Genomic DNA, 23,245 nt, shown 5'->3' with positions numbered 1-23,245 from the left:
CGTGTGTATCTTGTCGTCGGAATATACTTTGAAAAGTCAAATACATTAGAATACTATGCGCCATTAGACCACACTTTGATAGAAGGACAGCATGTCGTTGTTGAGTCCAACCGTGGGATAGAGCTAGGGGTTGTGAAGTATGCCCCGAAAATGGTGCATGAAGCAGATGTTGTTCTACCGTTGAAGCCGGTTCTGCGTGTTGCAACAGAATCTGATATTGACACATATCATTACAATGAAGCACGTGCTGACGAAGCGTTGGCGCTATGTAAAGATTTTGTACAAACACTTGCGTTAGATATGCGACTGGTTAACTGTGAATATACGTTGGATCGTGCGAAAGTGATTTTTAATTTTACAGCTGACGAGCGTATTGATTTCCGTAAACTGGTGCGTATGTTAGCACAAAAGTTGAAAACACGTATTGAGTTGCGTCAAATTGGGGTGCGAGACGAAGCGAAGTTATTAGGGGGCATTGGTCCATGTGGGCGCTCCTTGTGCTGTGCAACGTTTTTAGGTGACTTTGAGCCAGTGTCTATTAAAATGGCGAAAGATCAAAACTTATCGTTGAATCCGACTAAAATTTCAGGTGCATGTGGGCGTTTGATGTGCTGTTTGAAATATGAAAATGATTTTTACGAATCGGCGCGTGCGAGTATGCCTGACATCGGTGAATCTGTGGAGACACCGGAAGGCATGGGCGAAGTGGTGGCACTTAACATTATCGACGTAACGATGCAAGTACGTCTGGAATGTGATGACCAGTTGATGGAATATCATATTGAAGAATTAGAGATATTAAAATAAGGAGGCAAGCATATTGGATCGAAATGAACTTTTCAACCGCTTGATGCAACTAGAAAATAATGTAAATCGCATCCATGAAGATATGCAAGAACTCAAATCTTTGACGGTGGCGCTTGTGGAAGAGAATGTCGCGTTACAGATAGAGAATGATAATTTGAAAACGTTGATGAACCAAGAACCGGAAGCGACACCTGTTGAAAGTGTGCCGCATGTTCAAGAAGCGAAGAAAACGCCTCAAAAGAAACAGCGACAAAGCCGAGAATATTTTGCGACGCTTTATCGAGAAGGTTTCCATATTTGTCACGATGTGTTTGGTAAGCATCGCAATGGACAAGATTGTATTTTCTGTATGGATATTCTCAATGATAGGCTGTAACAGGTGGGGTTGTTATGTTAGAAGCAGATGAAAGGTTCGATTATTTATTAAAAGAAGACTTGCGCATTATTCAAAATGATGCGGTCTTTTCTTTTTCAACGGATGCGTTATTACTGGGGCATTTTACGAATGTCCGCAAGCGTGACCGCATACTTGATATGTGTACAGGGAATGGTGTTATACCGCTATTGTTATCAGATAAAGGTCAGAATGAAATCACAGGCGTAGAGATACAATCCCAACTTGTAGATATGGCACGACGAAGTGTAGTGGCTAATGATTTGGCACAGCGCATTACGATTGAAGAAATGGATATCAATGCGATTCCACAGCGTTTTAAGCCTGCCCAGTTTGACTTGGTAACGTGTAACCCGCCATACTTTAAGGCGAATCAAGTGCATCAACATCAATTGGAAGCACATAAAATCGCCCGCCATGAAATTTACTGTACGCTAGATGACTGTTTACGCGTTGCAAATCATGCGTTAAAGCAAGGTGGCCGTATCGTCATGGTGCACAGGGCGGAACGTTTATTAGATGTCATGACGTCAATGCGACGCTATCAACTGGAGCCAAAGCAGTTGTATATGATTTATAGCAAGCCTGGTAAAGAGGCGCAAACGATTGTTGTTGAAGCACGCAAAGGTGGCAATCAAGGCTTGCATATCGCTCCGCCATTTTATATTTATGATAAAGATAATCAGTATACACCAGAAATGAGGCGTGTATATTATGGCTAAACATTATACGTATATTGTAGAGTGTGTCGATCATTCGTTGTATACGGGTTATACGACGGATTTAACAGCACGTATTCATAAGCACAACGAAGGCAAAGGTGCAAAATATACAAAAACAAGACGGCCGGTACGTCTAAAACATTACGAAATCTTTGATACGAAGTCAGAAGCGCTAAAACGGGAATATGCCATTAAGCAACTGACACGCCAACAAAAAATAGCGTTAATTGAGGAGCGATAAGATGGCACATTTATATTTAGTAGGAACACCTATTGGGAATTTGGAAGATATGACATTTCGCGCAATTCGAACGTTGCAAGAAGTCGACACCATTGCATGCGAAGATACACGTGTAACGAAAAAGTTGTGTCATCATTTCAATATTGAGACGCCTTTGAAGTCTTACCACGAGCATAATAAAGATCAAATGACAGAAGCATTAATTCGTCTTTTAGAAGCGGGACAAAATATTGCGCTTGTGTCAGATGCAGGATTACCGCTTATCTCAGACCCGGGTTATGAACTCGTTGTGCGTGCAAGACAAGAAGGTGTGGACGTCGTGCCAATTCCGGGTGCCAATGCTGGTTTGACTGCCCTCATGGCAAGCGGACTACCGTCTTTTACGTATACATTTTTAGGGTTTTTGCCGCGTAAAACAAAAGAAAAGTTAGAAATTTTACAAGTGCGCATGTTTCAAGAGAGCACGCTTATTTTGTATGAATCGCCATTCCGTGTGAAAGACACGTTACAAGCGATTGCGGAAGTGGATTCTGAGAGACGTGTGACGCTTGGGAGAGAGTTGACGAAGAAGTTTGAGCAAATTGCGACAGCGACTGTGTCGGAGTTGGTTGCACAACTCGAAGATACGATACCGCTTAAAGGGGAGTTTGTCGTGTTGATTGAAGGGGCAGTACCTCAGGCAACGACGGCATGGTTTGATGGTCTCTCCATCGTTGAGCATGTGGCACATTATATCCAGCAACAAATGAAGCCGAAACAAGCGATTAAGCAAGTGGCACAAGAGCGTGAGATGGCGACGAAAGAAGTGTACAACATCTACCACAATATTGAGACGCCGGAGTCTTAGGACAATAGGGAGGTATATTGAAAATACAAGTAAATTTCGATATATTAGATAAGATAAGAAATGAGGAGGAGCGCTGATGGTGAAAGAGACATTTTATATTACGACACCGATTTATTATCCGAGTGGCAATTTACATATCGGACATGCATATTCGACGGTGGCTGGGGATGTCATCGCACGTTATAAACGTATGCAAGGTTACGATGTACGTTATTTGACAGGAACAGATGAACACGGTCAAAAAATTCAAGAAAAAGCTCAGAAAGCTGGAAAGTCTGAACTTGACTATTTAGATGGTATGATTAAGGATATTAAAGCGCTTTGGGAAAAGTTAGACATTTCCAATGATGACTTTATCCGTACGACAGAACAACGTCACAAAGTTGTTGTTGAAAAGATTTTTGAAAAGTTATTAGCACAAGGTGATATTTACCTTGGTGAGTATGAAGGTTGGTATTCTGTACCGGACGAGACGTATTATACAGAAACGCAACTTGTAGAGCCTGTTTACGAAAACGGTAAAATTGTTGGTGGGAAAAGCCCGGATTCAGGACACGAAGTAGAGCTTGTGAAAGAGGAAAGTTATTTCTTCAAGCTGTCTAACTATACAGATCGTTTGCTTGCTTTTTATGATGAGCATCCGGAATTCATTCAACCACCATCTCGTAAAAATGAGATGATTAACAACTTCATTAAACCAGGTTTGGCAGACTTAGCCGTGTCACGTACGTCATTTGACTGGGGCGTAAAAGTACCATCAGATCCGAAACACGTTGTCTACGTATGGTTAGATGCGTTAGTGAACTATATTTCTGCACTTGGTTACTTAACGGATGACGATGAATTATTCCGTCGTTATTGGCCAGCAGATATTCATCTAATGGCGAAAGAAATCGTGCGTTTCCATTCAATTATTTGGCCGATTATTTTAATGGCGCTTGATTTACCATTACCGAAAAAAGTGTTTGCACATGGCTGGATTTTAATGAAAGACGGTAAGATGAGTAAATCAAAAGGGAATGTTGTAGATCCGAACGTCCTCATTGATCGTTATGGTTTAGATGCAACACGCTATTACTTAATGCGTGAATTACCATTTGGTTCGGACGGTGTTTTCACGCCAGAAGCATTTGTTGAGCGTACAAACTATGACTTAGCTAATGACTTAGGTAACCTTGTAAATCGTACCATTTCAATGATTAACAAATATTTTGATGGTGAATTACCAGCGTATGCGGGTGCCAAACATGCGCTAGATGAAGAAATGGAACAAATGGCGCTTGATACAGTCAAAGCATATCATGAGAATATGAATGACTTACAATTTTCAGTCGCTTTATCAACTGTTTGGAAATTGATTAGCCGTACGAATAAATATATTGATGAAACGACGCCATGGATTTTAGCAAAAGATCCAGACCAACAAGAGATGCTTGGCAATGTGATGGCACACTTAGTTGAAAATATCCGTTTTGCAGCGGTATTGCTACGTCCGTTTTTAACAAATGCGCCAAAACAAATTTTTGAACAACTCCATATTAATAATGAGACGTTATTTGAATTAGAAAGCCTGACAACATACGGTCAATTAACAGCGCCTATTACAGTAACTGGAAAACCAACACCAATTTTCCCACGTTTAGATGTGGAAGCAGAAGTAGATTTTATTAAGACATCTATGCAACCTGCTCAGCCGGAAAAAGAAGCTGTACCAACTAAGGAACAAATTGATATTAAAGCATTCGATAAAGTTGAGATTAAAGCTGCAACAATTATTGATGCTGAAAATGTGAAAAAGTCAGATAAGCTATTGAAAATTCAAGTAGATTTAGATAACGAACAGCGCCAAATTATTTCTGGTATTGCGAAGTTCTATCAGCCAGAAGATATTATTGGTAAAAAAGTAGCAGTTGTTACAAACTTAAAACCAGCGAAATTAATGGGCCAAAAATCTGAAGGTATGATTTTATCAGCCGAAAAAGATGGTGTGCTGACATTGATTAGCTTACCAAATGCTGTACCAAATGGTGCGGTGATTAAATAGTAACGCATTAAGAGGTGAGGTCATGCTTTGAAGGACTCACCTCTTTTCTATAAGAATGATGTTGAAGCAAAAGGAGGCAGTGACATGTTAATTGATACACATGTTCATTTGAATGCAGATCAATATGATGAAGATTTAGAAGAAGTGATTGAACGTGCGCTTGAAGCGGGTGTTGACCGCATGTTCGTTGTCGGATTTGATACGAAAACGATTGAACGTGCCATGCGCTTAGTAGAAGATTATGACTTTATTTATGCGATTATCGGCTGGCACCCAGTTGATGCGATTGACTTTACAGAAGAACGTCTTGCGTGGATTGAGAAGTTAGCAGAACACCCTAAAGTGATTGGTATTGGTGAGATGGGATTGGATTATCATTGGGATAAATCGCCAAAAGATGTGCAAAAAGAAGTGTTCCGCAAACAGATTGCATTGGCAAAACGTGTGAAGTTGCCGATTGTCATCCATAACCGAGAAGCGACGCAAGATTGTATCGATATTTTAATGGAAGAGCATGCAGAAGAAGTCGGCGGCATTATGCACAGCTTTAGTGGCTCACCAGAAATTGCTGATGTTGTGATTAATAAACTTAACTTCCATATTTCATTGGGTGGTCCCGTAACATTTAAAAATGCGAAACAACCGAAAGAAGTAGCGAAACATGTCCCATTAGATCGTTTGTTAGTAGAGACGGATGCACCATACTTAACCCCACATCCTTATCGTGGTAAACGTAATGAGCCGGCACGTGTGACATTAGTCGCTGAGCAAATTGCAGAATTACGTGGCATTAGTTATGAAGAAGTGGCACAACAAACAACAGCCAATGCAGAACGTTTATTTAATTTGTAATGAACGTGTGATAGGTCCTATGAAAAAGAAGGTGTGAGTGTGAAAATAAATGAATTCATCGTTGTTGAAGGTCGTGATGATACCGCACGTGTCAAAAGTGCAGTAATGTGTGAGACGATTGAAACGAACGGCAGTGCGATCAATCAAGACGTGCTAGATGTGATACGACAAGCACATGAAACAAAAGGCGTCATCGTGTTAACAGATCCTGATTTCCCGGGTGATAAAATCCGCACAACGATTCGCAATGCGATTCCCGGTGTCAAACACGCGTTTATCGACCGTGAAGCGGCGAAAAGTAAACGTGGTAAAATTGGTGTAGAGCACGCCTCTTTAGAAGATATTAGAGACGCTTTAATGCACGTTGCTACCCCTTTATCAGAAGGAGAAGAAACGATTGATAAAGCGGTGCTGATTGATTTAGGGCTAATTATTGGTCCAGATGCAAGACGACGACGTGACATATTAGGCAAACGTCTGCACATCGGTCATTCGAACGGGAAACAACTATTAAAGAAACTCAATGCGTTTGGCTATACGGAGGAAGATGTGCGACGCGCATTGGATATAGAGGAGTAAAAAGATATGTACGATAAAGACATTGCAACGCCCTCGAGAACGAAAGCGTTGTTGAATCAGTATGGTTTTAGCTTTAAAAAAAGTTTAGGTCAAAACTTTTTAATCGACGTGAATATTATTCATAAAATTATTGATGCGTCAGGGATTGATGAACAAACGGGTGTGATTGAAATTGGTCCGGGTATGGGATCACTCACACAGCAACTGGCTAAGCATGCGAAACGTGTGCTTGCTTTTGAAATCGACCAACGTTTGATTCCAGTACTGGATGACACACTATCACCGTACGATAATGTGACGGTCATCAATCAAGATATTTTAAAAGCAGACGTGGCACATGAAATTACGACGCACCTTCAAGGCTGTGACAAAATTATGGTCGTTGCCAATCTGCCGTATTATATTACAACACCGATTTTATTGACATTATTAGAACAGAACTTGCCGATTGATGGTTATGTTGTGATGATGCAAAAAGAAGTGGGCGAGCGTTTGAATGCGAAAGTAGGAACCAAGGCATACGGCTCTCTATCAATTGTGACGCAGTATTATACAGAAACGTCAACGGTCATGACAGTACCTAAAACGGTCTTTATGCCACCACCTAACGTTGATTCTATTGTTGTTAAGTTGATGAAGCGCCCACAACCACTCGTTGCAATTGATGATACGGAGTTGTTTTTCAAAATGACAAAAGGTGCATTTGCCCAACGCCGTAAGACCATTTTGAATAACTATCAAAACCTTTTTGTAGACGGCAAAGTGCATAAGGAAGATATCGTTGCATGGCTTGAACGTGCTGATATGGATGCAAGAAGACGTGGGGAAACGCTGTCAATACAAGAATATGCACGATTGTATGACGAGTTGAAAAATTTCCCGAATTTAAAGATTTAAAATGATTGACATTCTAAATTGCCCTTGATAAAATTAAAGATTTTCTATTGACTCTATGCGCATTTCGTGTTATAATACACTTATAGCGAGGTGGAGCGATATGCCAAAATCTATTGGAGACATCAAAAATCGACTTGATTGTCAATTAGGGAATCGTATTGTACTGAAAGCTAACGGGGGACGTAAGAAAACAATTGAACGTTGTGGCGTGTTAACTGAAACATACCCATCTGTGTTCGTTGTTGAATTAGACCAAGATAAACACAACTTTGAACGTGTGTCTTATACATATGCGGATGTGTTAACGCAAAATGTGCATGTCTCATTTGTGGATGAGGACACTTATCAAGAAGCGAGCGCAAGATAAACGAGCTGTATCTAACAGTCAGAATGAATATTGAACAGGGATGCCATTCAATCTAGGGATTGAGTGGTTTTTGTTCGTTTTTCAAGGGATTAAATGATATTTCAAGAAAATGATTATAGACGTTAAAAAAGGGTATTCACAGTTTGTCAAAATTAAAATTTGTTTTCCACTGTTAACTTCAAAGCCGCATTTGCTAGCTTTCGTAATGCAAGGCGCATGATAGAACTTAAATGACATCGCGCATAGGCATAGAGCCATATCTCGTCATGCTGCATGCACAAGAAGTGTACTTTAAAAAGGGGTTTTAAGTGCTAAGCATGATAAACTTTATCGGAATATTAAAAGAACTTTTACCTTGCCAGTTGTTTTCGTAGTTGAATGGGGTTATTATACGAATATGAGAGTCATGTAATATTTTACAAAACTTTGGTCGCGCTTTCTAAATCCATAAAATACTTTCGAGTTATGAAGGTAATTATGGTAAAATCACTGTAATACCAACTTGAAAGAGGAAAAATTGCGATGATTTATGAAACAGCGCCAGCTAAGATTAACTTGACATTAGACACTTTATTCAAACGAGATGATGGCTATCATGAAGTTGAGATGATTATGACGACGATTGATTTGAATGATCGCTTGTCTTTTCAAAAACGTCGTGATAATAAAATCGTATTGAATGTAGATGAAACGTTCATACCATCAGATGAACGCAATTTGGCATATCGTGCGGCACAGCTTATGAAAGACACATATGGTATTAAGCAAGGCGTAACGATTACTTTAGATAAAAATATTCCTGTTGCTGCTGGGTTAGCGGGCGGCTCGAGTGATGCTGCCGCAACAATGCGTGGCCTCAATCGTTTGTTTGAGTTGGGGCTATCATTGGATGAACTAAGTGCGTTATCTGCGGAAATAGGCTCGGATATTCCGTTCTGTGTATATGGCACAACTGCACTATGCAAAGGACGTGGTGAGAAGATTGAGTTGTTAAAACGACCGCCTTCAGCGTGGGTTGTGATTGCAAAGCCACACACTGGGCTTTCTACACCTGATGTTTATGGTGGACTAGATCTCAATAAACCGTATGACGTCCATACACAAGCGTGTTTAACAGCGATTGCGCAAGAGGATTACATGCAGATGTGTAACAGTTTATCCAATCGCTTAGAACCCGTTTCCATGCGTTTGCAACCAGAGATAGAGAAGTTAAAAAGAACGATGATAAACAGTGGTGCTGATGGTGCGCTGATGAGTGGTAGTGGCCCAACTGTTTATGGATTTGCACAACGAGAGCGTCAAGCACGACACATTTTTAATGCTGTGAGTGGTTGTTGCAACGATGTTTACCTTGTTAGAACACTTGGCTAACATACAGAGAAAGGATGAATGAACAAGGTGCGATACAAAAGAAGTGAACGCATTGTTTACATGACTCAATATTTAATTAGCAATCCAAATAAACTCGTACCGCTGACATACTTTGTGGAGAAATTTCAACAAGCGAAGTCATCGATTAGCGAAGATGTCCAGATTATTAAAGATACTGTTGTCAAAGAAGGTCTCGGCTCGATTGAGACTGTGGCAGGTGCGAGTGGTGGCGTAAGGTATCGACCACGAATGCAACGTGAAGAAGCAGAAGCGGTGATCCAAGAAGTCACAACACTATTGCAAGAGAAGGATAGACTTTTACCAGGTGGGTACCTCTTTTTATCAGATTTGATGGGCAATCCTACTTTATTGAAAAAGGTAGGTAAGCTGATTGCGACGATTTATATGGAAGAAGAGCTGGATGCGATTGTGACGATTGCAACGAAAGGTATTTCATTGGCACATGCTGTTGCAAGTGTTCTTAATTTACCAGTCGTTGTCATACGCAAAGATAATAAAGTTACTGAAGGCTCTACGGTATCTATTAATTATGTTTCAGGGTCTTCTAGAAAGATTGAGACGATGGTATTGTCGAAACGCACACTTCAAGAACATTCCAATGTGCTTGTCGTCGATGATTTCATGCGTGCCGGTGGTTCAATCAATGGCGTGATGAATTTAATGGCGGAGTTTAAAGCCCAAGTAAAAGGGGTATCAGTACTTGTGGAGTCCAAAGAAGTGAAGCAACGGCTGATTGAAGATTATACTTCTCTTGTCCGCCTATCTGATGTTGATGAATACAATCAAGATTTCAAGGTAGAGCCAGGCAATAGTTTATCTAAATTCTAAAAAAGGAGCATTCAACAACATGAAATTAATTAACACTCAAAAAGCACCAGCAGCTGTTGGACCTTACTCACATGCTGCTATTGTCAACGGTATGGTTTACACGTCAGGTCAAATCCCTTTGAATTTAGAGGGTGAGATTGTGAGTGATTGCATTGTGGAACAGACGAAACAAGTGATTGAAAACTTGAAAGTCGTACTGGAAGAAGCAGGCTCTGACTTAGATCACGTTGTCAAAGCATTAATCTTTTTGTCGGATATGGAAAATTTCCAAAAGGTAAATGAAGTATACGGTTCGTACTTTGATGCACATAAACCTGCAAGAAGTGCGGTAGAAGTTGCACGTTTACCGAAAGACGTGAAGATTGAAATTGAAGTGATCGCTGAGGTCAAAGAGAAATAATCTCAACAGTTTGAGTCAGTTAACTTCTACAAAAAATTATATACAAATCTATGGGGGGCGCACTTATGAAAGTGACAGATGTTAGACTTAGAAAAATACAAACGGAAGGAAGAATGAAGGCGTTAGTATCAATTACACTTGATGATGCTTTTGTTATCCATGATTTACGTGTGATTGAAGGCAACTCAGGCCTATTCGTTGCAATGCCAAGCAAGCGTACAGCTGATGGCGAATTCCGTGACATTGCGCATCCAATTAACTCAGATATGAGACAAGCAATTCAAGATGCAGTAATGAAAGTATACGAAGAAACAGATGAAGTACTTCCAGCGCAAGAAACAACTGAAGAAGCATAATAACACTGTAAAGTAGACAAAGATGTATATGATTGTACGTCATTGTCTACAAAAGAGGCTAAGACGCAGACTTTTAAAGTCCTATCTTAGCCTTTTTTGTTGTATTTGGGTCTATTTTCAAGATATGTTTGTGAGATAATAAGAATACGATTTGAACATGGATTGTCTGTTTATTTTTTTACTTCTTGAAAGTGTATGTTGCATTAAATTATAATTATAGAGAAGTGCAAAAAAACTGGAGGTTCATTACCATGCAGAAACACGCAATTGTTTTAGCAGCTGGCAAAGGGACGCGGATGAAATCAAAGCAATACAAGGTGCTTCATGAAGTTGCGGGCAAAGCAATGATTGAACATGTAATCAATCAAGTACAGCAATCAGGTGTGACTGATATTGTAACAATTGTTGGTCACGGTGCAGAGCAAGTCAAAGCGACACTCGGTACAACTTCAAAGTACAGTTTTCAAGAAGCACAGTTAGGAACTGCACATGCAGTGAAACAAGCAGCTGAGCATTTAGCAGCTGAGCAAGGTACAACATTAGTCGTATGTGGAGATACACCACTGATTACGGCTGAAACATTATCAAAGTTAATTGCACACCATGAAGCATCACATGCGCAAGCGACAGTCTTATCAGCAACAGCACCACAACCGTTTGGATACGGACGTATTGTCAGAGATGACCAAGGTGCGCTCGTTGAGATTGTTGAAGAGAAAGATGCTACAGAAGCACAAAAGATGATTCACGAAATCAGCTCAGGCATTTTTGCATTTGATAATGCAACGTTGTTTGAGATGTTAGACAAAGTGGATAACAACAATGCGCAAGGTGAGTATTACTTACCACAAGTATTGACGTTGATATTACAGCAACAAGGGCATATTGGTGTCTATCATACGGATGATTTTGATGAAATTATGGGTGTCAATGATCGTGTCGCGTTGAGTCGTGCTGAACAGGCATATCGCGTACGCATGAACGAGTATCACATGCGTCAAGGTGTGACGATTATCGACCCGAACACAACGTACATCGGTCCAGATGTAACAATTGGTTCAGATACAACGATCGAACCGGGTGTTAAAATTACTGGTAAGACAGTGATTGGTAGCGACGTACGCATTGGTCAGTATTCAGAAATACATGCAAGCCAGATTGATGATGGTGTAACGATTAAACAATCTGTGCTCAACGAAGCGATTGTTGGTGCGCAATCAAACATCGGCCCATTCGCACAGTTACGACCGGGTGCAGACCTTGGACAAGATACAAAAATTGGTAATTTCGTTGAAGTTAAAAAGGCACGTATCGACGATGGTGCAAAAGTCTCTCATTTAAGTTACATTGGTGATGCAGAGGTTGGCGCACGTACTAATATCGGCTGTGGCGCGATTACTGTAAACTATGACGGTGTGAACAAGTTTAAAACAACGATTGGCGCAGACGTCTTTATCGGTTGTAACGCCAATTTAGTGGCACCGGTCTCAATTGGTGACGGGACACTTGTTGCAGCGGGCTCAACGATTACAGATGATGTCCCAGAAAAAAGTTTAGCACTTGGACGCTCAAGACAAGTCACAAAAGCAGGGTACTTAGACAAAGACACAAACGAAGCATAAAAGGGAAATAAGGTTTTATAGCAGATTAGTGATCAAAACAATTATTGGAGGATTTATAATGTTAAACACCGAATATAAAAATTCGTCTCTGAAGATTTTCTCATTGAAAGGTAATGAACCACTCGCACAAGAAGTTGCAGACCATGTGGGGGTAGAGCTTGGTAAATGTACGGTCAAACGCTTTAGTGATGGTGAAATCCAAATCAACATTGAAGAAAGTATTCGTGGGTGTGACGTTTTTATTATTCAACCTACTTCAAATCCAGTGAACGTTCACTTGATGGAACTCTTAATCATGATTGATGCATGTAAGCGTGCATCTGCAGCTACGATTTCAATCGTCGTACCTTATTACGGTTACGCACGTCAAGACCGTAAAGCGCGTAGTCGTGAACCAATTACAGCGAAACTTGTTGCGGATTTATTTGAAACAGCTGGTGCAGACCGCATGATCGCATTAGATTTACATGCGCCGCAAATCCAAGGTTTCTTTGATATTCCGATTGATCACTTGATGGGTGTGCCGATTTTGGCAGAATACTTCTTAAACAACAAAGATATTGATCCAGAAAAATGCGTGGTTGTTTCTCCAGACCACGGTGGTGTAACACGTGCGCGTAAACTTGCGGACATTTTAAAAACACCAATCGCAATTATTGATAAACGTCGTCCAAAACCGAATGTGGCGGAAGTTATGAACATTGTCGGTGAAATTGAAGGACGTACAGCGATTATTATTGACGATATTATCGATACAGCAGGTACCATTACATTGGCTGCACAAGCATTGAAAGATAAAGGGGCTACAGAAGTATACGCATGCTGTACGCACCCAGTATTGTCTGGCCCAGCGAAAGAACGTATCGAAAACTCAGCGATTAAAGAATTGATCGTTACAAACTCAATCTTGTTAAAAGATGAACAAAAACCAAACAACATTAAAGAACTTTCCGTTGCAGAATTACTTGCACAAGCGATTATCCGTGTTTATGAACGTGAATCAGTGAGCGTGTTATTTGTTTAATGCATGTTGACTTATCTGTAGAATTTGTGTAAAATACTTCTGTTCGTGTCAATACGGACAAATACACATTTGCAAGCAGCGAATAGGCTGATGGGCAAATGCTGCACGAGAGACGTGCGACAGAAAGGTGGAAAATGAATATGACTTCATTAAAGTCTATTATTCGTCAAGGTAAACAAACTCGCGGTGACTTACGTAAAATCCGTGAAGCAGGTAAAGTACCTGCAGTTGTATATGGTTACGGTACTAAAAACGTATCAGTTAAAGTAGATGAGGTAGAATTCATCAAAGTGATTCGTGAAGTAGGACGTAACGGTGTTATCGTTTTAGGTGTAGGTTCAAAAGAAATCAAAGTTATGGTATCTGATTACCAATTTGATCCACTTAAAAACCAAATTACACACATCGACTTCTTAGCGATTAACATGAAAGAAGAACGTACAGTTGACGTACCAGTTCACTTAATCGGTGAAGCACCTGGTGCAAACGAAGGTGGCGTAGTTGAGCAACCATTGTTCGACTTAAGCATTACAGCAACGCCAGACAGCATTCCTGAAAGCATCGAAGTAGACATCAGCGAATTAAACGTTGGCGATACTTTAACTGTTCAAGATATTAAAGTATCAGGTGACTACACAATCGAAAACGACGCTGAAGAAACTGTTGTATCAGTTGTTGCACCAACTGAAGAGCCAACTGAAGAAGAAATCGAAGCAATGGAAGGCGACGCTACTCCAGAAGAGCCGGAAGTTGTTGGTGAAGAAAAAGAAGAAGCTGAAGAAGAATAATCTTCACTTTCAAAAGCATTATCCATTTCGGTGGGTAGTGCTTTTTTGTTTTGTATTGAGTGATGTGGTTGTAACTTTGGTTGAGGGCGAAGTTCAGGTTCTTCACCTTTTGTGGTGGGATGGCATATGCTGTCTCACCTTTTTTGGTATACAAAAAGCGCATATGTCTCTATAATTTCAAGTGCCTAAACCCAAATTAAAGGAGACATGATGCGCCTATGTGTAATGATATATTAAAACTACTCAAAATAAAAGATAAAAATATACAAGTGGTAGATGTTCAAGACGATGTTGAAGTGCGAGGACAACGCTCTACAGTCATTCATGGTACACTCTCATATCTACCTGAAGCTTGTGAATGGTGTGGTCACAAGAATGAGGGTCAGATTCATAAACATGGTAACGTATTTCTCGTTTAACCTTATTAAAGTCTCAGGAGTCTAATGTCTATTTTAACCTAGCGAAACAGCGTTATAAGTGTCAGTACTGTCAAAGAACCTTTACAGCTTCTACAAATATTGTTGAAGAAAACTGTTTTATTACTAATCGTGTGAAGTTGGCAATTCAAGACAAACTTACACAAGTGCGTTCTGAGATAGATATTGCACATGATTGTTGCGTATCTCCAAGTACTGTGAAACGATGTATCCACCAAACAGCGAAATCATTGACGGTTAAACCATCATCTGGCTTACCGCAACACATATCGATAGATGAGTTTAAGAGCGTCAAACATGTAGCGACTGCTATGAGCTTTCTTTTTATAAACAACGAAACGAATCAAATCATAGATATATTAGAAGACAGACGTATTCATAAACTCAAAGAGTATTTCTATCGCTTTGATCGTCGTGAACGATTGGCTGTTAAAACAGTTACTGCTGACATGTATGAACCATACATTCAATTCATCAAAGAAATGTTTCCAAACGCAATGCTTATCTTTGACCGTTTTCATATCGTTCAACACCTTAACAGAGAACTCAATAAGCAACGTATTTCTGTTATGAATGCTTGTCGCTATCAAGCTTCTATGGATTACACAAAACTTAAAAAGCATTGGAAGCTTTTTCTTGCCGACAGACAAGATATTAATAGCTATGAATTCTTTTGATCGAAGTCATTCAAAACGTATACAACATCTAGAGACATCTTAGCGTATCTTTTAAGCCTTGATGAACAACTCTACTATACGTATATGCTTGTACAAGTGTTGAGAGAATCACTAAAACAATGTGATTGGTTACGCTTTAAAGAAACATTATTAAGTGTTGAGAAGAAAAAGGTATCTCGTGGTGTCTGGCGTGTCATTCGATTTTATAAAAAACACTTACCCATCATTCAATCAACGATTAACAATCCACAATTCAATAATGGTGGTATTGAAGGGATAAATAATAAAATTAAGTTAATTAAACGCGTATCGTATGGCTATCGAAATTTTGATAACTTCAAAGCACGGATACTGTTGATTTTCAAGCTGTATCAACGCCCTGTCAAGGACGGCCTAACGCGTTATGTTGCTTAAACGTTACGTAGTAATAGCTAGAACGCCTATTGTGTTATAGTATGTATTTAGAATCATGAAGGAATCGTTTCTATTGCGAGACTCCTTGCAGAATAAGCCGAAGTGAGAAATCCATAAACGCTTCTTAACGCTTTAAATAAAAGCGTTTATTAGTTCGAGCGAGGCCTGCAGGAAAGCGAGCAATAAAGAAACGATGGTACTGAAAAAGCGCACAACCCATCAAGATTGTACGCTTCGACATGCCTAGCTATTTCTACACATATGAAATTATAATAAAAATAAAACTAGGTACTTTTAATTATCTATCCACCACAGAAGATGGACAGCCGAAGTTCATGAGAGCGGAAAGTGCGTGTTTGTGTTACGATATAAAGGTCATTAACCGTGTTGGCGAACGTAGGTCAAATTACAACTGTATGGGTAGCATCGACTTACGTGAATGACAGTATTATAAAAATAACGATAAACATTTTTAATATAAAGATAAAGCGTAACAAACGGAGGAAAGAACGATGAAATGTATTGTGGGTTTAGGAAACATTGGCAAACGCTATGAGCGCACAAGACACAATATTGGTTTTGAAGTCATTGATTATTTACTTGATCAAAACCGTATAGAACTAGATAAACAAAAGTTTCGCGGGGCGTATACGATTGAACGCATCAATGGCGAAAAAGTGATGTTGATTGAACCGTTGACATTGATGAATCTATCAGGAGAAGCGGTTGCGCCATTAATGGATTATTACAATATTGAAGTGGAAGATTTATTAGTTCTTTACGATGATTTGGATTTACCGCAAGGACACATTCGTCTGCGTCAAAAAGGAAGTGCAGGTGGTCACAACGGTATGAAGTCCATTATTGCACATTTAGGTACGAGTGATTTTAAACGTATTCGTATCGGTATTGACCGACCGACGAACGGCATGTCTGTCCCGGACTATGTGTTACAAAAGTTTTCAGATGCTGAGATGAAAACAATGCAACCCGTCATCGAACATGTTGCCAAAGCAGTTGAAGCCTTTATAAACAATGAAAAGTTTGAGAATGTTATGACACACTATAATGGTGAGATTCAGTGAAACCAATTATAAACGAAATCATTCATCAAGATACGCAGTTTAAGACGTTTGCTGAACAGGTGGGAGATCATAATTTACTAGTGACAGGTCTTACGCCTTCAGCTAAAGCTGCGATGATTGCAGAAATGTATCAATCAAGTCATCGTCAAGTTTTGTTAGTGACGAATAATTTGTATCAAGCGGATAAACTAGAAACAGACTTGTTACAGTTTGTGCCGGATGAAGAAGTATATAAGTATCCTGTACAAGACATGATGACAGAAGAATTTTCAACACAGAGCCCCGAGTTTATGAGTGAACGTGTCCGTACTTTGACCGCACTTGCACATGAGCGTCGCGGGTTATTTGTCGTTCCATTAAATGGTTTGAAGAAATTGCTTACGCCAAAAGCTTTATGGCAGTCACATCAAATGGTATTAAATATTGGCGATGACATCGACCTGAATGAATTTTTGACGAAACTTGTGAGCATGGGGTATCGCCGAGAATCTGTTGTAACTAATATCGGTGACTTTTCGGTGCGTGGTGGCATTATTGATATTTATCCGCTATTAGGTGATCCAGTGCGTATTGAGCTGTTTGATACGGAAGTCGACTCGATGCGTTTATTTGATGTCGAAACACAGCGTTCATTGGAAAATATTGAGACGTTGGAAATTACGACGGCACATGATTTTATTATGACCGAAGAAGTAAGACAACGTACGGTTGAAAAATTGACGGCTGCGTATGAAGAAACGCGTCCTAAAATTGATAAAGCGGTGCGTCAAGATATTAAAGATACGTACGATGCCTTTCATATTACAGATGAAGAACGCTTCGATCCGCAAGTACTAAGACGTTTAATCGCCTTTATGTATGACAAATCGGAGACGATTATTGATTATTTTAAAGAAAATGCGATTGTGTTCGTAGATGAATATCAACGGGTAAAAGAAACTGAAGATACATTGATGGCTGAGACAACGGACTTTTTACAAAATCTTGTAGAAAGTGGGAAAGGTTTTATCGGTCAGCGTTTTATGGATGATGATGCGTTTGATACGATGATACGTCAGCGCCCGATTACGTACTTTACGCTGTTTACGTCATCAATGCCTGTGAAGCTGGATGAAATATTCAAGTTTTCATGTAAACCGGTGCAACAATATTATGGTCAGTACGATATTATGACGTCAGAGTTACAACGTTTTATGCGTCAAGAGTATCGCATTGTGATGGTTGCAGAAACGGCAACGAAAAAAGAACGTATTCAAGCGATGTTGAGTGAAATGCACGTACCGACATTGTTAGACCCTGATATTGAGGTGATGTTACCAGGGCATGCGGCAATTGTCGAAGGTAGCTTGTCTGAAGGTTTTGAGTTACCGTATATGTCGCTTGTTGTTATTACAGAACGAGAATTATTTAAGTCGAAGCGTAAAAAAACATCGAAAAAACGTCGTAAAACGTTAACGAATGCAGAAAAGATTAAGTCGTACCAAGAGTTAAATGTTGGAGATTATGTCGTGCACGTGCATCATGGTGTCGGACGTTATCTTGGCGTGGAAACACTTGAAGTTGGCGATGTGCATCGTGACTATATGAAAATCCAATATAAAGGGACGGATCAGTTATTTGTTCCTGTAGATCAAATGGACCAAGTGCAAAAGTATGTCGGTTCAGAAGATAAAACGCCGAAGCTGTACAAGCTTGGTGGTAGTGAATGGAAAAAAACGAAAGCGAAAGTGCAGAGTAATGTTGAAGATATTGCGGACGAGTTGATTGCGCTCTACAAAGAACGTGAGCAATCCGTCGGCTATCAATTTGCACCAGATACGGAAGAACAACATGCGTTTGAGATGGACTTTCCGTATGAACTGACTGAAGACCAAGACAAGTCGATTCGGGAAATCAAGGCAGATATGGAAAGTGCACGTCCAATGGATCGCTTGTTATGTGGGGACGTCGGTTACGGTAAAACGGAAGTTGCGGTGCGTGCAGCATTTAAAGCAGTCATGTCAGGGAAACAAGTGGCATTTCTTGTGCCGACGACGATTTTAGCACAGCAACATTATGAAACGTTGATTGAACGTATGCGCGACTTTCCAGTGGAGATTCAGCTGATGAGTCGTTTCCGCACAGCCAAAGAAATTCGCGAAACGAAGGAAGGGCTGAAGACGGGCTTTGTTGATATTGTTGTCGGTACGCATAAATTGCTCGGTAAGACGATTGAATACAAAGATTTAGGCCTGTTAATTGTCGATGAAGAACAGCGTTTCGGTGTCCGTCATAAAGAAAAAATTAAAGCACTCAAAGCCAATGTGGATGTGCTCACATTGACGGCAACGCCAATACCGAGAACGTTGCATATGAGTATGTTAGGTGTGCGTGATTTATCAGTAATTGAAACGCCACCTGAAAACCGCTTCCCTGTTCAAACGTACGTACTAGAACAAAATGCCAACTTTGTTAAAGAAGCGTTAGAACGAGAACTTTCAAGAGACGGTCAAGCGTTCTATTTATACAACAAAGTGCAGTCGATTTATGAGAAGCGTGAGCAATTGCGTATGTTAATGCCAGAAGCGGAGATTGGCGTCGCACACGGGCAATTGACAGAGCGAGATCTCGAAGAAACGATGTTAAACTTTATTAATGGCGAGTACGATATTTTGCTGACAACGACAATTATCGAGACGGGTGTAGACGTACCGAATGCGAACACACTTATCATCGAAGAAGCGGATCGTTTTGGTTTAAGTCAGCTGTATCAATTGCGTGGACGTGTGGGTCGCTCGAGTCGTATCGGTTATGCGTATTTCCTCCATCCACAAAACAAAGTATTAACTGAAACAGCAGAAGACCGTCTGCAAGCGATTAAAGAATTTACAGAGTTAGGTAGCGGTTTTAAAATTGCGATGCGTGACTTGAATATCCGTGGTGCTGGGAACTTGTTAGGTAAACAACAGCATGGCTTTATTGATTCGGTCGGTTATGACTTGTATGCACAAATGTTAGAAGAAGCAGTCAATGAAAAACGTGGTGTGAAAGTTGAAACACCAGCACCTGAACTTGAAATGGATATTCGTATAGATGCGTATTTACCGGCGTCGTACATTCAAAACGAACAAGCAAAAATTGAAATTTATAAAAAGTTACGCGCTACTGAAACACACGCACAATTGATGGATATTAAAGACGAATTGCTAGATCGCTTTAATGAATACCCACAAGAAGTGGCACATTTGTTAGATTCTGTAGAAATAAAAGTATATTTATTACAAGTCGGCGTCCAATATGTTAAAGATACAGGCAAAGCAATTGAAGTGATGTTAACACAAGCAGGCACGGATCGTATTAATGGTGAAGAGTTATTCCGTCAATCTGAGCCACTTGGACGTAGCATGACGTTAGGTGTCAAAGATGGTTGCATGAAAGTGACGTTGAAAAAAGGCAAGCAATGGTTCGAGTCACTGAAGTTTTTAGCGAAAATACTATCGGAAAGTTTGAGGTTGGAAGATGAAGAAGCAAGCGGCATTTAATGGTGTCGTCGTATTAACTGTCGCATTAATTGTTGTTAAAATACTGAGCGCACTTTATCGCGTCCCTTATCAAAATATATTAGGCGATGCAGGTTTGTATGCGTATCAACAAATCTATCCAATCGTCGCATTAGGCGTTGTGCTGTCGAGTAATGCGATTCCGAGTGCGTTAACGCAAATATTAGACGGTCGTCCAGCAAATCGTACAACATTTCGCCGTTTAACCGTCACGATAGAATTGATTGGTATTACATGTGGTGTTGTCCTATTTCTAAGTGCTGCACAAGTGGCACACTGGATGGGCGACCCACAACTCACCCCGATGTTACATGCCGCAAGTGCGAGCTTTTTAGTCGTAGGCTTACTCGGTTTGTTGCGTGGGCATTTCCAGTCACAACATCAAATGGTTTATCCGGCATACTCTCAAGTGATTGAGCAACTCATACGTGTCGGCATGATTGGTGTCGTCATCGTTTGTTTTATACACCAAGACATATCTATCTACACCGCAGGCACGTGGGCGATTTGCGCATCAACAGCGGGCTTTATCGGATCAACGATGTATTTATGGTGGCGCAGTGATATAAAGACAGAAGTAACCACACAAACGATGTCGATTCCGTGGCGTCAATTTTTTGTAGCAATGACTATATTTGCAGTCAGCCATCTTATCGTTATTTTATGGCAAGTCGTGGATAGTTTTACAATTGTGAACATGTTACGCTCGGGTGCAGGCTATGCGTTCAAAGACGCTATTATGCAAAAAGGGATATACGATCGAGGTGCGTCCTTTATTCAAATGGGCTTAATTGTGACGACGACATTTTGCTTTGTGCTTGTCCCGTTACTGACTGATACGAAACGACGAGGTGAGCTTGATGAAATGAACAGTTATGCGAACGCCTCGCTGAAAATTACCATTGTGATTAGTAGTGCAAGTGGTGTTGGTTTAATGAATCTCTTGCCGAACTTAAATCGTGTCTTTTTTGAAAGTAATGTGCTGACAGGAACGTTGACAGTATATATGCTGACAGTTATTTGTGTATCATTGATGATGATGTATATGGCAATGCTAGAAATATATGCCCGTTTTCGTTTGATTATCGGGGCTGTCATTGTTGGTTTAGTGAGTAAGCTCATTTTAAATATTGTATTGATACCGCAAGTGGAAATGTTGGGGGCAAGTTTGGCAACTGTTCTGTCACTTGTTATCGCAGTACTCGTGTTACATTACGGTGTCGTGCGTTGCTATCAACTGAACCATCTCAAATTATTTTATGGCAAATTAGCATTAGCGCTGCTTGTGATGACAATAAGCGTACAACTTTGTCAGTGGCTCATACACACGACATCTCGATTGGGTAGTCTTATAGAACTACTTGTCGCAACTGTTGTCGGCGTTTTAGCGATTGGTTGGCTGCTTGTACGACTTGCCATTTTAGATGGGGAAGAATGGGTACACTTACCATTTGGTGACAAAATGTATAATTGGAAAAGAGGGAGAAAACGATGACACATCAGTTAACGATTATCGGTCTTGGTAACTATGGTTTAGATGAGTTGCCGTTGGGGATTTACCGTTTAATAACACAAAAGAAAAAGTTGTATGTCAGAACGGCAGAACACCCTGTTATACAAGAATTACAAAATATAGAAATCATCGCTTTTGATGATACTTATGAACAATATGATACGTTTGAGCCTGTGTATGAAGCGATTACGACACAATTACTAGAACGTGCACAACAAGAAGATGTTGTATATGCCGTGCCAGGACATCCACGTGTGGCAGAAACAACAACGCAATATTTGCTGACACGAGCGGCTGATTACAATGTCAAAGTGGAAGTTAAGGGTGGACGTAGTTTTATTGATGATATATTTGCAGCAGTGAATGTTGATCCCAATGATGGATTTACGATGTTAGATGCGACGGCATTGGATGTCGCAGCACTCAATCCACGAACAGCAACGATTGTGACACAAGTGTATAGCGAAATGGTAGCTGGAGAGTTAAAACTGCAGTTGATGGAATGTTATCCAGATGACTTTGAAGTGACGATTGTCGACGGTGCCCATCAATCGGGTGCAACGCTAACGACAGTTCCGCTATATGAGTTGGATCATGAGGCACGTTTTACGAACTTAACAAGTGTCTTCGTACCAGCGATCACTGATACGCAAGCGCTGTATGGTGACTTTGACTTTGCCAACCAAGTCATCGCGCGTCTCGTTGATGATGAAACAGGCTGTCCGTGGGATAAAGTACAGACACATCAGACATTAAAACGCTATTTGTTAGAAGAGGCGTTTGAGTTATTTGAAGCCATCGATAATGAAGACGATTGGCATATGATAGAAGAATTAGGCGATATTTTACTACAAGTATTACTGCACGCGCATATCGGACAAAAAGCAGGGTATATGGATATTCGTGAAATTGTTTCGAGCTTGTCAGATAAAATGATTCGTCGTCATCCACACGTATTCGACAACGATCATGCGGATAACGTTGACGATGTGATGTCGATTTGGCAAACACAAAAAGCAGCAGAAGGGAAAGAAACACGCGTCAAATTTGAGAAAGTATTTGCACGTCATTTCTTAAAACTGTATGATGAAGTCAAAAATAAGGACTTTACCGAAGAAATGTTAGAACACTATTTAACACAAGGAGGCCATTATGAGACTTGATAAATATTTAAAAGTGTCACGACTGATCAAGCGTCGCACACTTGCGAAAGAGTTAAGTGATCAAGGACGTGTTGCAGTGAATGGGCAAACAGCGAAAGCAGGCACGCCTGTTAAAGTGGACGATGAATTAGTCATCCAATTTGGTCAAAAAGTTGTAACAGTCAAAGTCACTGCGTTAAATGAACATGCCACAAAAGAAAACGCTAAAGGGATGTATGAGCTTGTTAAAGAAGAACGCATTCAGCCCTAGACGACAA

22 protein-coding genes and 1 pseudogene are annotated in these 23,245 nt (G+C 40.3%); all 23 read left to right on the top strand.

Features of this window, described 5'->3' with window-relative positions; genetic code table 11:
- The first annotated feature begins 3 nt into the window (after positions 1–3).
- The 23 genes and pseudogenes from TP70_RS10810 to TP70_RS10700 all read left to right on the top strand — a co-directional run bounded on the left by TP70_RS10810 (position 4) and on the right by TP70_RS10700 (position 23,238).
- A complete protein-coding gene (locus tag TP70_RS10810) occupies positions 4–807 on the top strand; it encodes a PSP1 domain-containing protein (RefSeq protein ID WP_044361597.1) in 804 nt (267 codons plus the stop codon).
- Between the two features lie 13 nt (positions 808–820).
- Positions 821–1,183 carry a DNA replication initiation control protein YabA gene (gene yabA, locus TP70_RS10805; RefSeq protein ID WP_044361595.1) on the top strand — a complete coding sequence of 121 codons (363 nt, stop codon included), beginning with the start codon at positions 821–823 and terminating at the stop codon, positions 1,181–1,183.
- Positions 1,184–1,197: 14 nt separating this feature from the next.
- Positions 1,198–1,923 carry a tRNA1(Val) (adenine(37)-N6)-methyltransferase gene (locus TP70_RS10800; protein WP_044361594.1) on the top strand — a complete coding sequence of 242 codons (726 nt, stop codon included), beginning with the start codon at positions 1,198–1,200 and terminating at the stop codon, positions 1,921–1,923.
- Positions 1,916–2,164 carry a GIY-YIG nuclease family protein gene (locus TP70_RS10795; protein ID WP_044361593.1) on the top strand — a complete coding sequence of 83 codons (249 nt, stop codon included), beginning with the start codon at positions 1,916–1,918 and terminating at the stop codon, positions 2,162–2,164. Before TP70_RS10800 ends, TP70_RS10795 begins: the two co-directional genes overlap by 8 nt.
- A 1-nt stretch (position 2,165) precedes the next feature.
- Positions 2,166–3,011: a 16S rRNA (cytidine(1402)-2'-O)-methyltransferase gene (gene rsmI / locus TP70_RS10790; RefSeq protein WP_044361592.1), complete on the top strand. Its 846-nt coding sequence runs from the start codon at positions 2,166–2,168 to the stop codon at positions 3,009–3,011.
- A gap of 76 nt (positions 3,012–3,087) precedes the next feature.
- Entirely contained in the window at positions 3,088–5,055 is a 1,968-nt protein-coding gene (gene metG / locus TP70_RS10785; RefSeq protein WP_044361591.1) for a methionine--tRNA ligase, read from the top strand.
- A gap of 84 nt (positions 5,056–5,139) precedes the next feature.
- Positions 5,140–5,907, top strand: a complete 768-nt coding sequence (locus TP70_RS10780; protein ID WP_044361590.1) for a TatD family hydrolase — start codon at positions 5,140–5,142, stop codon at positions 5,905–5,907.
- A gap of 39 nt (positions 5,908–5,946) precedes the next feature.
- Positions 5,947–6,486 (top strand): ribonuclease M5, encoded by a 540-nt coding sequence (gene rnmV / locus TP70_RS10775; RefSeq protein ID WP_044361588.1) that lies wholly within the window; start codon positions 5,947–5,949, stop codon positions 6,484–6,486.
- 6 nt (positions 6,487–6,492) lie between these two features.
- A complete protein-coding gene (rsmA, locus tag TP70_RS10770; RefSeq protein ID WP_044361587.1) occupies positions 6,493–7,383 on the top strand; it encodes a 16S rRNA (adenine(1518)-N(6)/adenine(1519)-N(6))-dimethyltransferase RsmA in 891 nt (296 codons plus the stop codon).
- Positions 7,384–7,483: 100 nt separating this feature from the next.
- Positions 7,484–7,750, top strand: coding sequence for a Veg family protein (locus TP70_RS10765; protein ID WP_044361586.1), 267 nt, complete (start codon positions 7,484–7,486; stop codon positions 7,748–7,750).
- A 522-nt stretch (positions 7,751–8,272) separates the two neighbouring features.
- Positions 8,273–9,121 (top strand): 4-(cytidine 5'-diphospho)-2-C-methyl-D-erythritol kinase, encoded by an 849-nt coding sequence (gene ispE, locus TP70_RS10760; protein WP_044361584.1) that lies wholly within the window; start codon positions 8,273–8,275, stop codon positions 9,119–9,121.
- Positions 9,122–9,148: 27 nt separating this feature from the next.
- Positions 9,149–9,970, top strand: coding sequence for a pur operon repressor (gene purR, locus TP70_RS10755; RefSeq protein ID WP_044361582.1), 822 nt, complete (start codon positions 9,149–9,151; stop codon positions 9,968–9,970).
- 19 nt (positions 9,971–9,989) lie between these two features.
- A complete protein-coding gene (locus tag TP70_RS10750; RefSeq protein WP_044361581.1) occupies positions 9,990–10,370 on the top strand; it encodes a RidA family protein in 381 nt (126 codons plus the stop codon).
- 65 nt (positions 10,371–10,435) lie between these two features.
- Positions 10,436–10,726 (top strand): septation regulator SpoVG, encoded by a 291-nt coding sequence (gene spoVG / locus TP70_RS10745; protein WP_044361579.1) that lies wholly within the window; start codon positions 10,436–10,438, stop codon positions 10,724–10,726.
- Between the two features lie 251 nt (positions 10,727–10,977).
- Positions 10,978–12,348, top strand: coding sequence for a bifunctional UDP-N-acetylglucosamine diphosphorylase/glucosamine-1-phosphate N-acetyltransferase GlmU (glmU, locus tag TP70_RS10740; RefSeq protein ID WP_044361578.1), 1,371 nt, complete (start codon positions 10,978–10,980; stop codon positions 12,346–12,348).
- Between the two features lie 58 nt (positions 12,349–12,406).
- The gene (locus TP70_RS10735) at positions 12,407–13,372 is read left to right on the top strand and encodes a ribose-phosphate diphosphokinase (protein WP_044361576.1); all 966 of its coding nucleotides are present in this window, start codon (positions 12,407–12,409) and stop codon (positions 13,370–13,372) included.
- Between the two features lie 140 nt (positions 13,373–13,512).
- Positions 13,513–14,160, top strand: a complete 648-nt coding sequence (locus TP70_RS10730) for a 50S ribosomal protein L25/general stress protein Ctc (protein WP_044361575.1) — start codon at positions 13,513–13,515, stop codon at positions 14,158–14,160.
- A 218-nt stretch (positions 14,161–14,378) separates the two neighbouring features.
- Positions 14,379–15,688 (top strand): annotated as a pseudogene (locus tag TP70_RS10725) (ISL3 family transposase).
- A 512-nt stretch (positions 15,689–16,200) separates the two neighbouring features.
- The gene (pth, locus tag TP70_RS10720) at positions 16,201–16,773 is read left to right on the top strand and encodes an aminoacyl-tRNA hydrolase (protein ID WP_044361574.1); all 573 of its coding nucleotides are present in this window, start codon (positions 16,201–16,203) and stop codon (positions 16,771–16,773) included.
- Positions 16,770–20,294, top strand: coding sequence for a transcription-repair coupling factor (gene mfd / locus TP70_RS10715; protein ID WP_044361572.1), 3,525 nt, complete (start codon positions 16,770–16,772; stop codon positions 20,292–20,294). The genes pth and mfd overlap by 4 nt, the downstream gene beginning before the upstream one ends.
- Positions 20,272–21,807 (top strand): polysaccharide biosynthesis protein, encoded by a 1,536-nt coding sequence (locus TP70_RS10710; RefSeq protein WP_044361571.1) that lies wholly within the window; start codon positions 20,272–20,274, stop codon positions 21,805–21,807. Before mfd ends, TP70_RS10710 begins: the two co-directional genes overlap by 23 nt.
- Complete coding sequence (locus TP70_RS10705; RefSeq protein WP_044361569.1) at positions 21,804–22,988, top strand: MazG nucleotide pyrophosphohydrolase domain-containing protein; 1,185 nt, start codon at positions 21,804–21,806, stop codon at positions 22,986–22,988. The genes TP70_RS10710 and TP70_RS10705 overlap by 4 nt, the downstream gene beginning before the upstream one ends.
- The gene (locus tag TP70_RS10700; RefSeq protein WP_044361567.1) at positions 22,978–23,238 is read left to right on the top strand and encodes an RNA-binding S4 domain-containing protein; all 261 of its coding nucleotides are present in this window, start codon (positions 22,978–22,980) and stop codon (positions 23,236–23,238) included. The genes TP70_RS10705 and TP70_RS10700 overlap by 11 nt, the downstream gene beginning before the upstream one ends.
- Positions 23,239–23,245: the final 7 nt, after the last annotated feature.

Origin of the sequence: Staphylococcus microti (genome assembly GCF_000934465.1) — a bacterium.
GTDB classification, from domain to species: Bacteria; Bacillota; Bacilli; order Staphylococcales; family Staphylococcaceae; genus Staphylococcus; species Staphylococcus microti.
Note: the sequence above shows the minus strand (reverse complement) of the source record. Positions and strands in the feature narration are given on the sequence as shown.

Coding starts and splice junctions, on each gene's coding strand:
- TP70_RS10800 (WP_044361594.1), top strand. CDS start 1,198: ATGTTAGAAGCAGATGAAAGGTTCGATTATTTATTAAAAGAAGACTTG.
- TP70_RS10795 (WP_044361593.1), top strand. CDS start 1,916: ATGGCTAAACATTATACGTATATTGTAGAGTGTGTCGATCATTCGTTG.
- rsmI (WP_044361592.1), top strand. CDS start 2,166: ATGGCACATTTATATTTAGTAGGAACACCTATTGGGAATTTGGAAGAT.
- metG (WP_044361591.1), top strand. CDS start 3,088: ATGGTGAAAGAGACATTTTATATTACGACACCGATTTATTATCCGAGT.
- TP70_RS10780 (WP_044361590.1), top strand. CDS start 5,140: ATGTTAATTGATACACATGTTCATTTGAATGCAGATCAATATGATGAA.
- rsmA (WP_044361587.1), top strand. CDS start 6,493: ATGTACGATAAAGACATTGCAACGCCCTCGAGAACGAAAGCGTTGTTG.
- TP70_RS10765 (WP_044361586.1), top strand. CDS start 7,484: ATGCCAAAATCTATTGGAGACATCAAAAATCGACTTGATTGTCAATTA.
- ispE (WP_044361584.1), top strand. CDS start 8,273: ATGATTTATGAAACAGCGCCAGCTAAGATTAACTTGACATTAGACACT.
- TP70_RS10750 (WP_044361581.1), top strand. CDS start 9,990: ATGAAATTAATTAACACTCAAAAAGCACCAGCAGCTGTTGGACCTTAC.
- spoVG (WP_044361579.1), top strand. CDS start 10,436: ATGAAAGTGACAGATGTTAGACTTAGAAAAATACAAACGGAAGGAAGA.
- glmU (WP_044361578.1), top strand. CDS start 10,978: ATGCAGAAACACGCAATTGTTTTAGCAGCTGGCAAAGGGACGCGGATG.
- TP70_RS10735 (WP_044361576.1), top strand. CDS start 12,407: ATGTTAAACACCGAATATAAAAATTCGTCTCTGAAGATTTTCTCATTG.
- TP70_RS10730 (WP_044361575.1), top strand. CDS start 13,513: ATGACTTCATTAAAGTCTATTATTCGTCAAGGTAAACAAACTCGCGGT.
- pth (WP_044361574.1), top strand. CDS start 16,201: ATGAAATGTATTGTGGGTTTAGGAAACATTGGCAAACGCTATGAGCGC.
- TP70_RS10710 (WP_044361571.1), top strand. CDS start 20,272: ATGAAGAAGCAAGCGGCATTTAATGGTGTCGTCGTATTAACTGTCGCA.
- TP70_RS10705 (WP_044361569.1), top strand. CDS start 21,804: ATGACACATCAGTTAACGATTATCGGTCTTGGTAACTATGGTTTAGAT.
- TP70_RS10700 (WP_044361567.1), top strand. CDS start 22,978: ATGAGACTTGATAAATATTTAAAAGTGTCACGACTGATCAAGCGTCGC.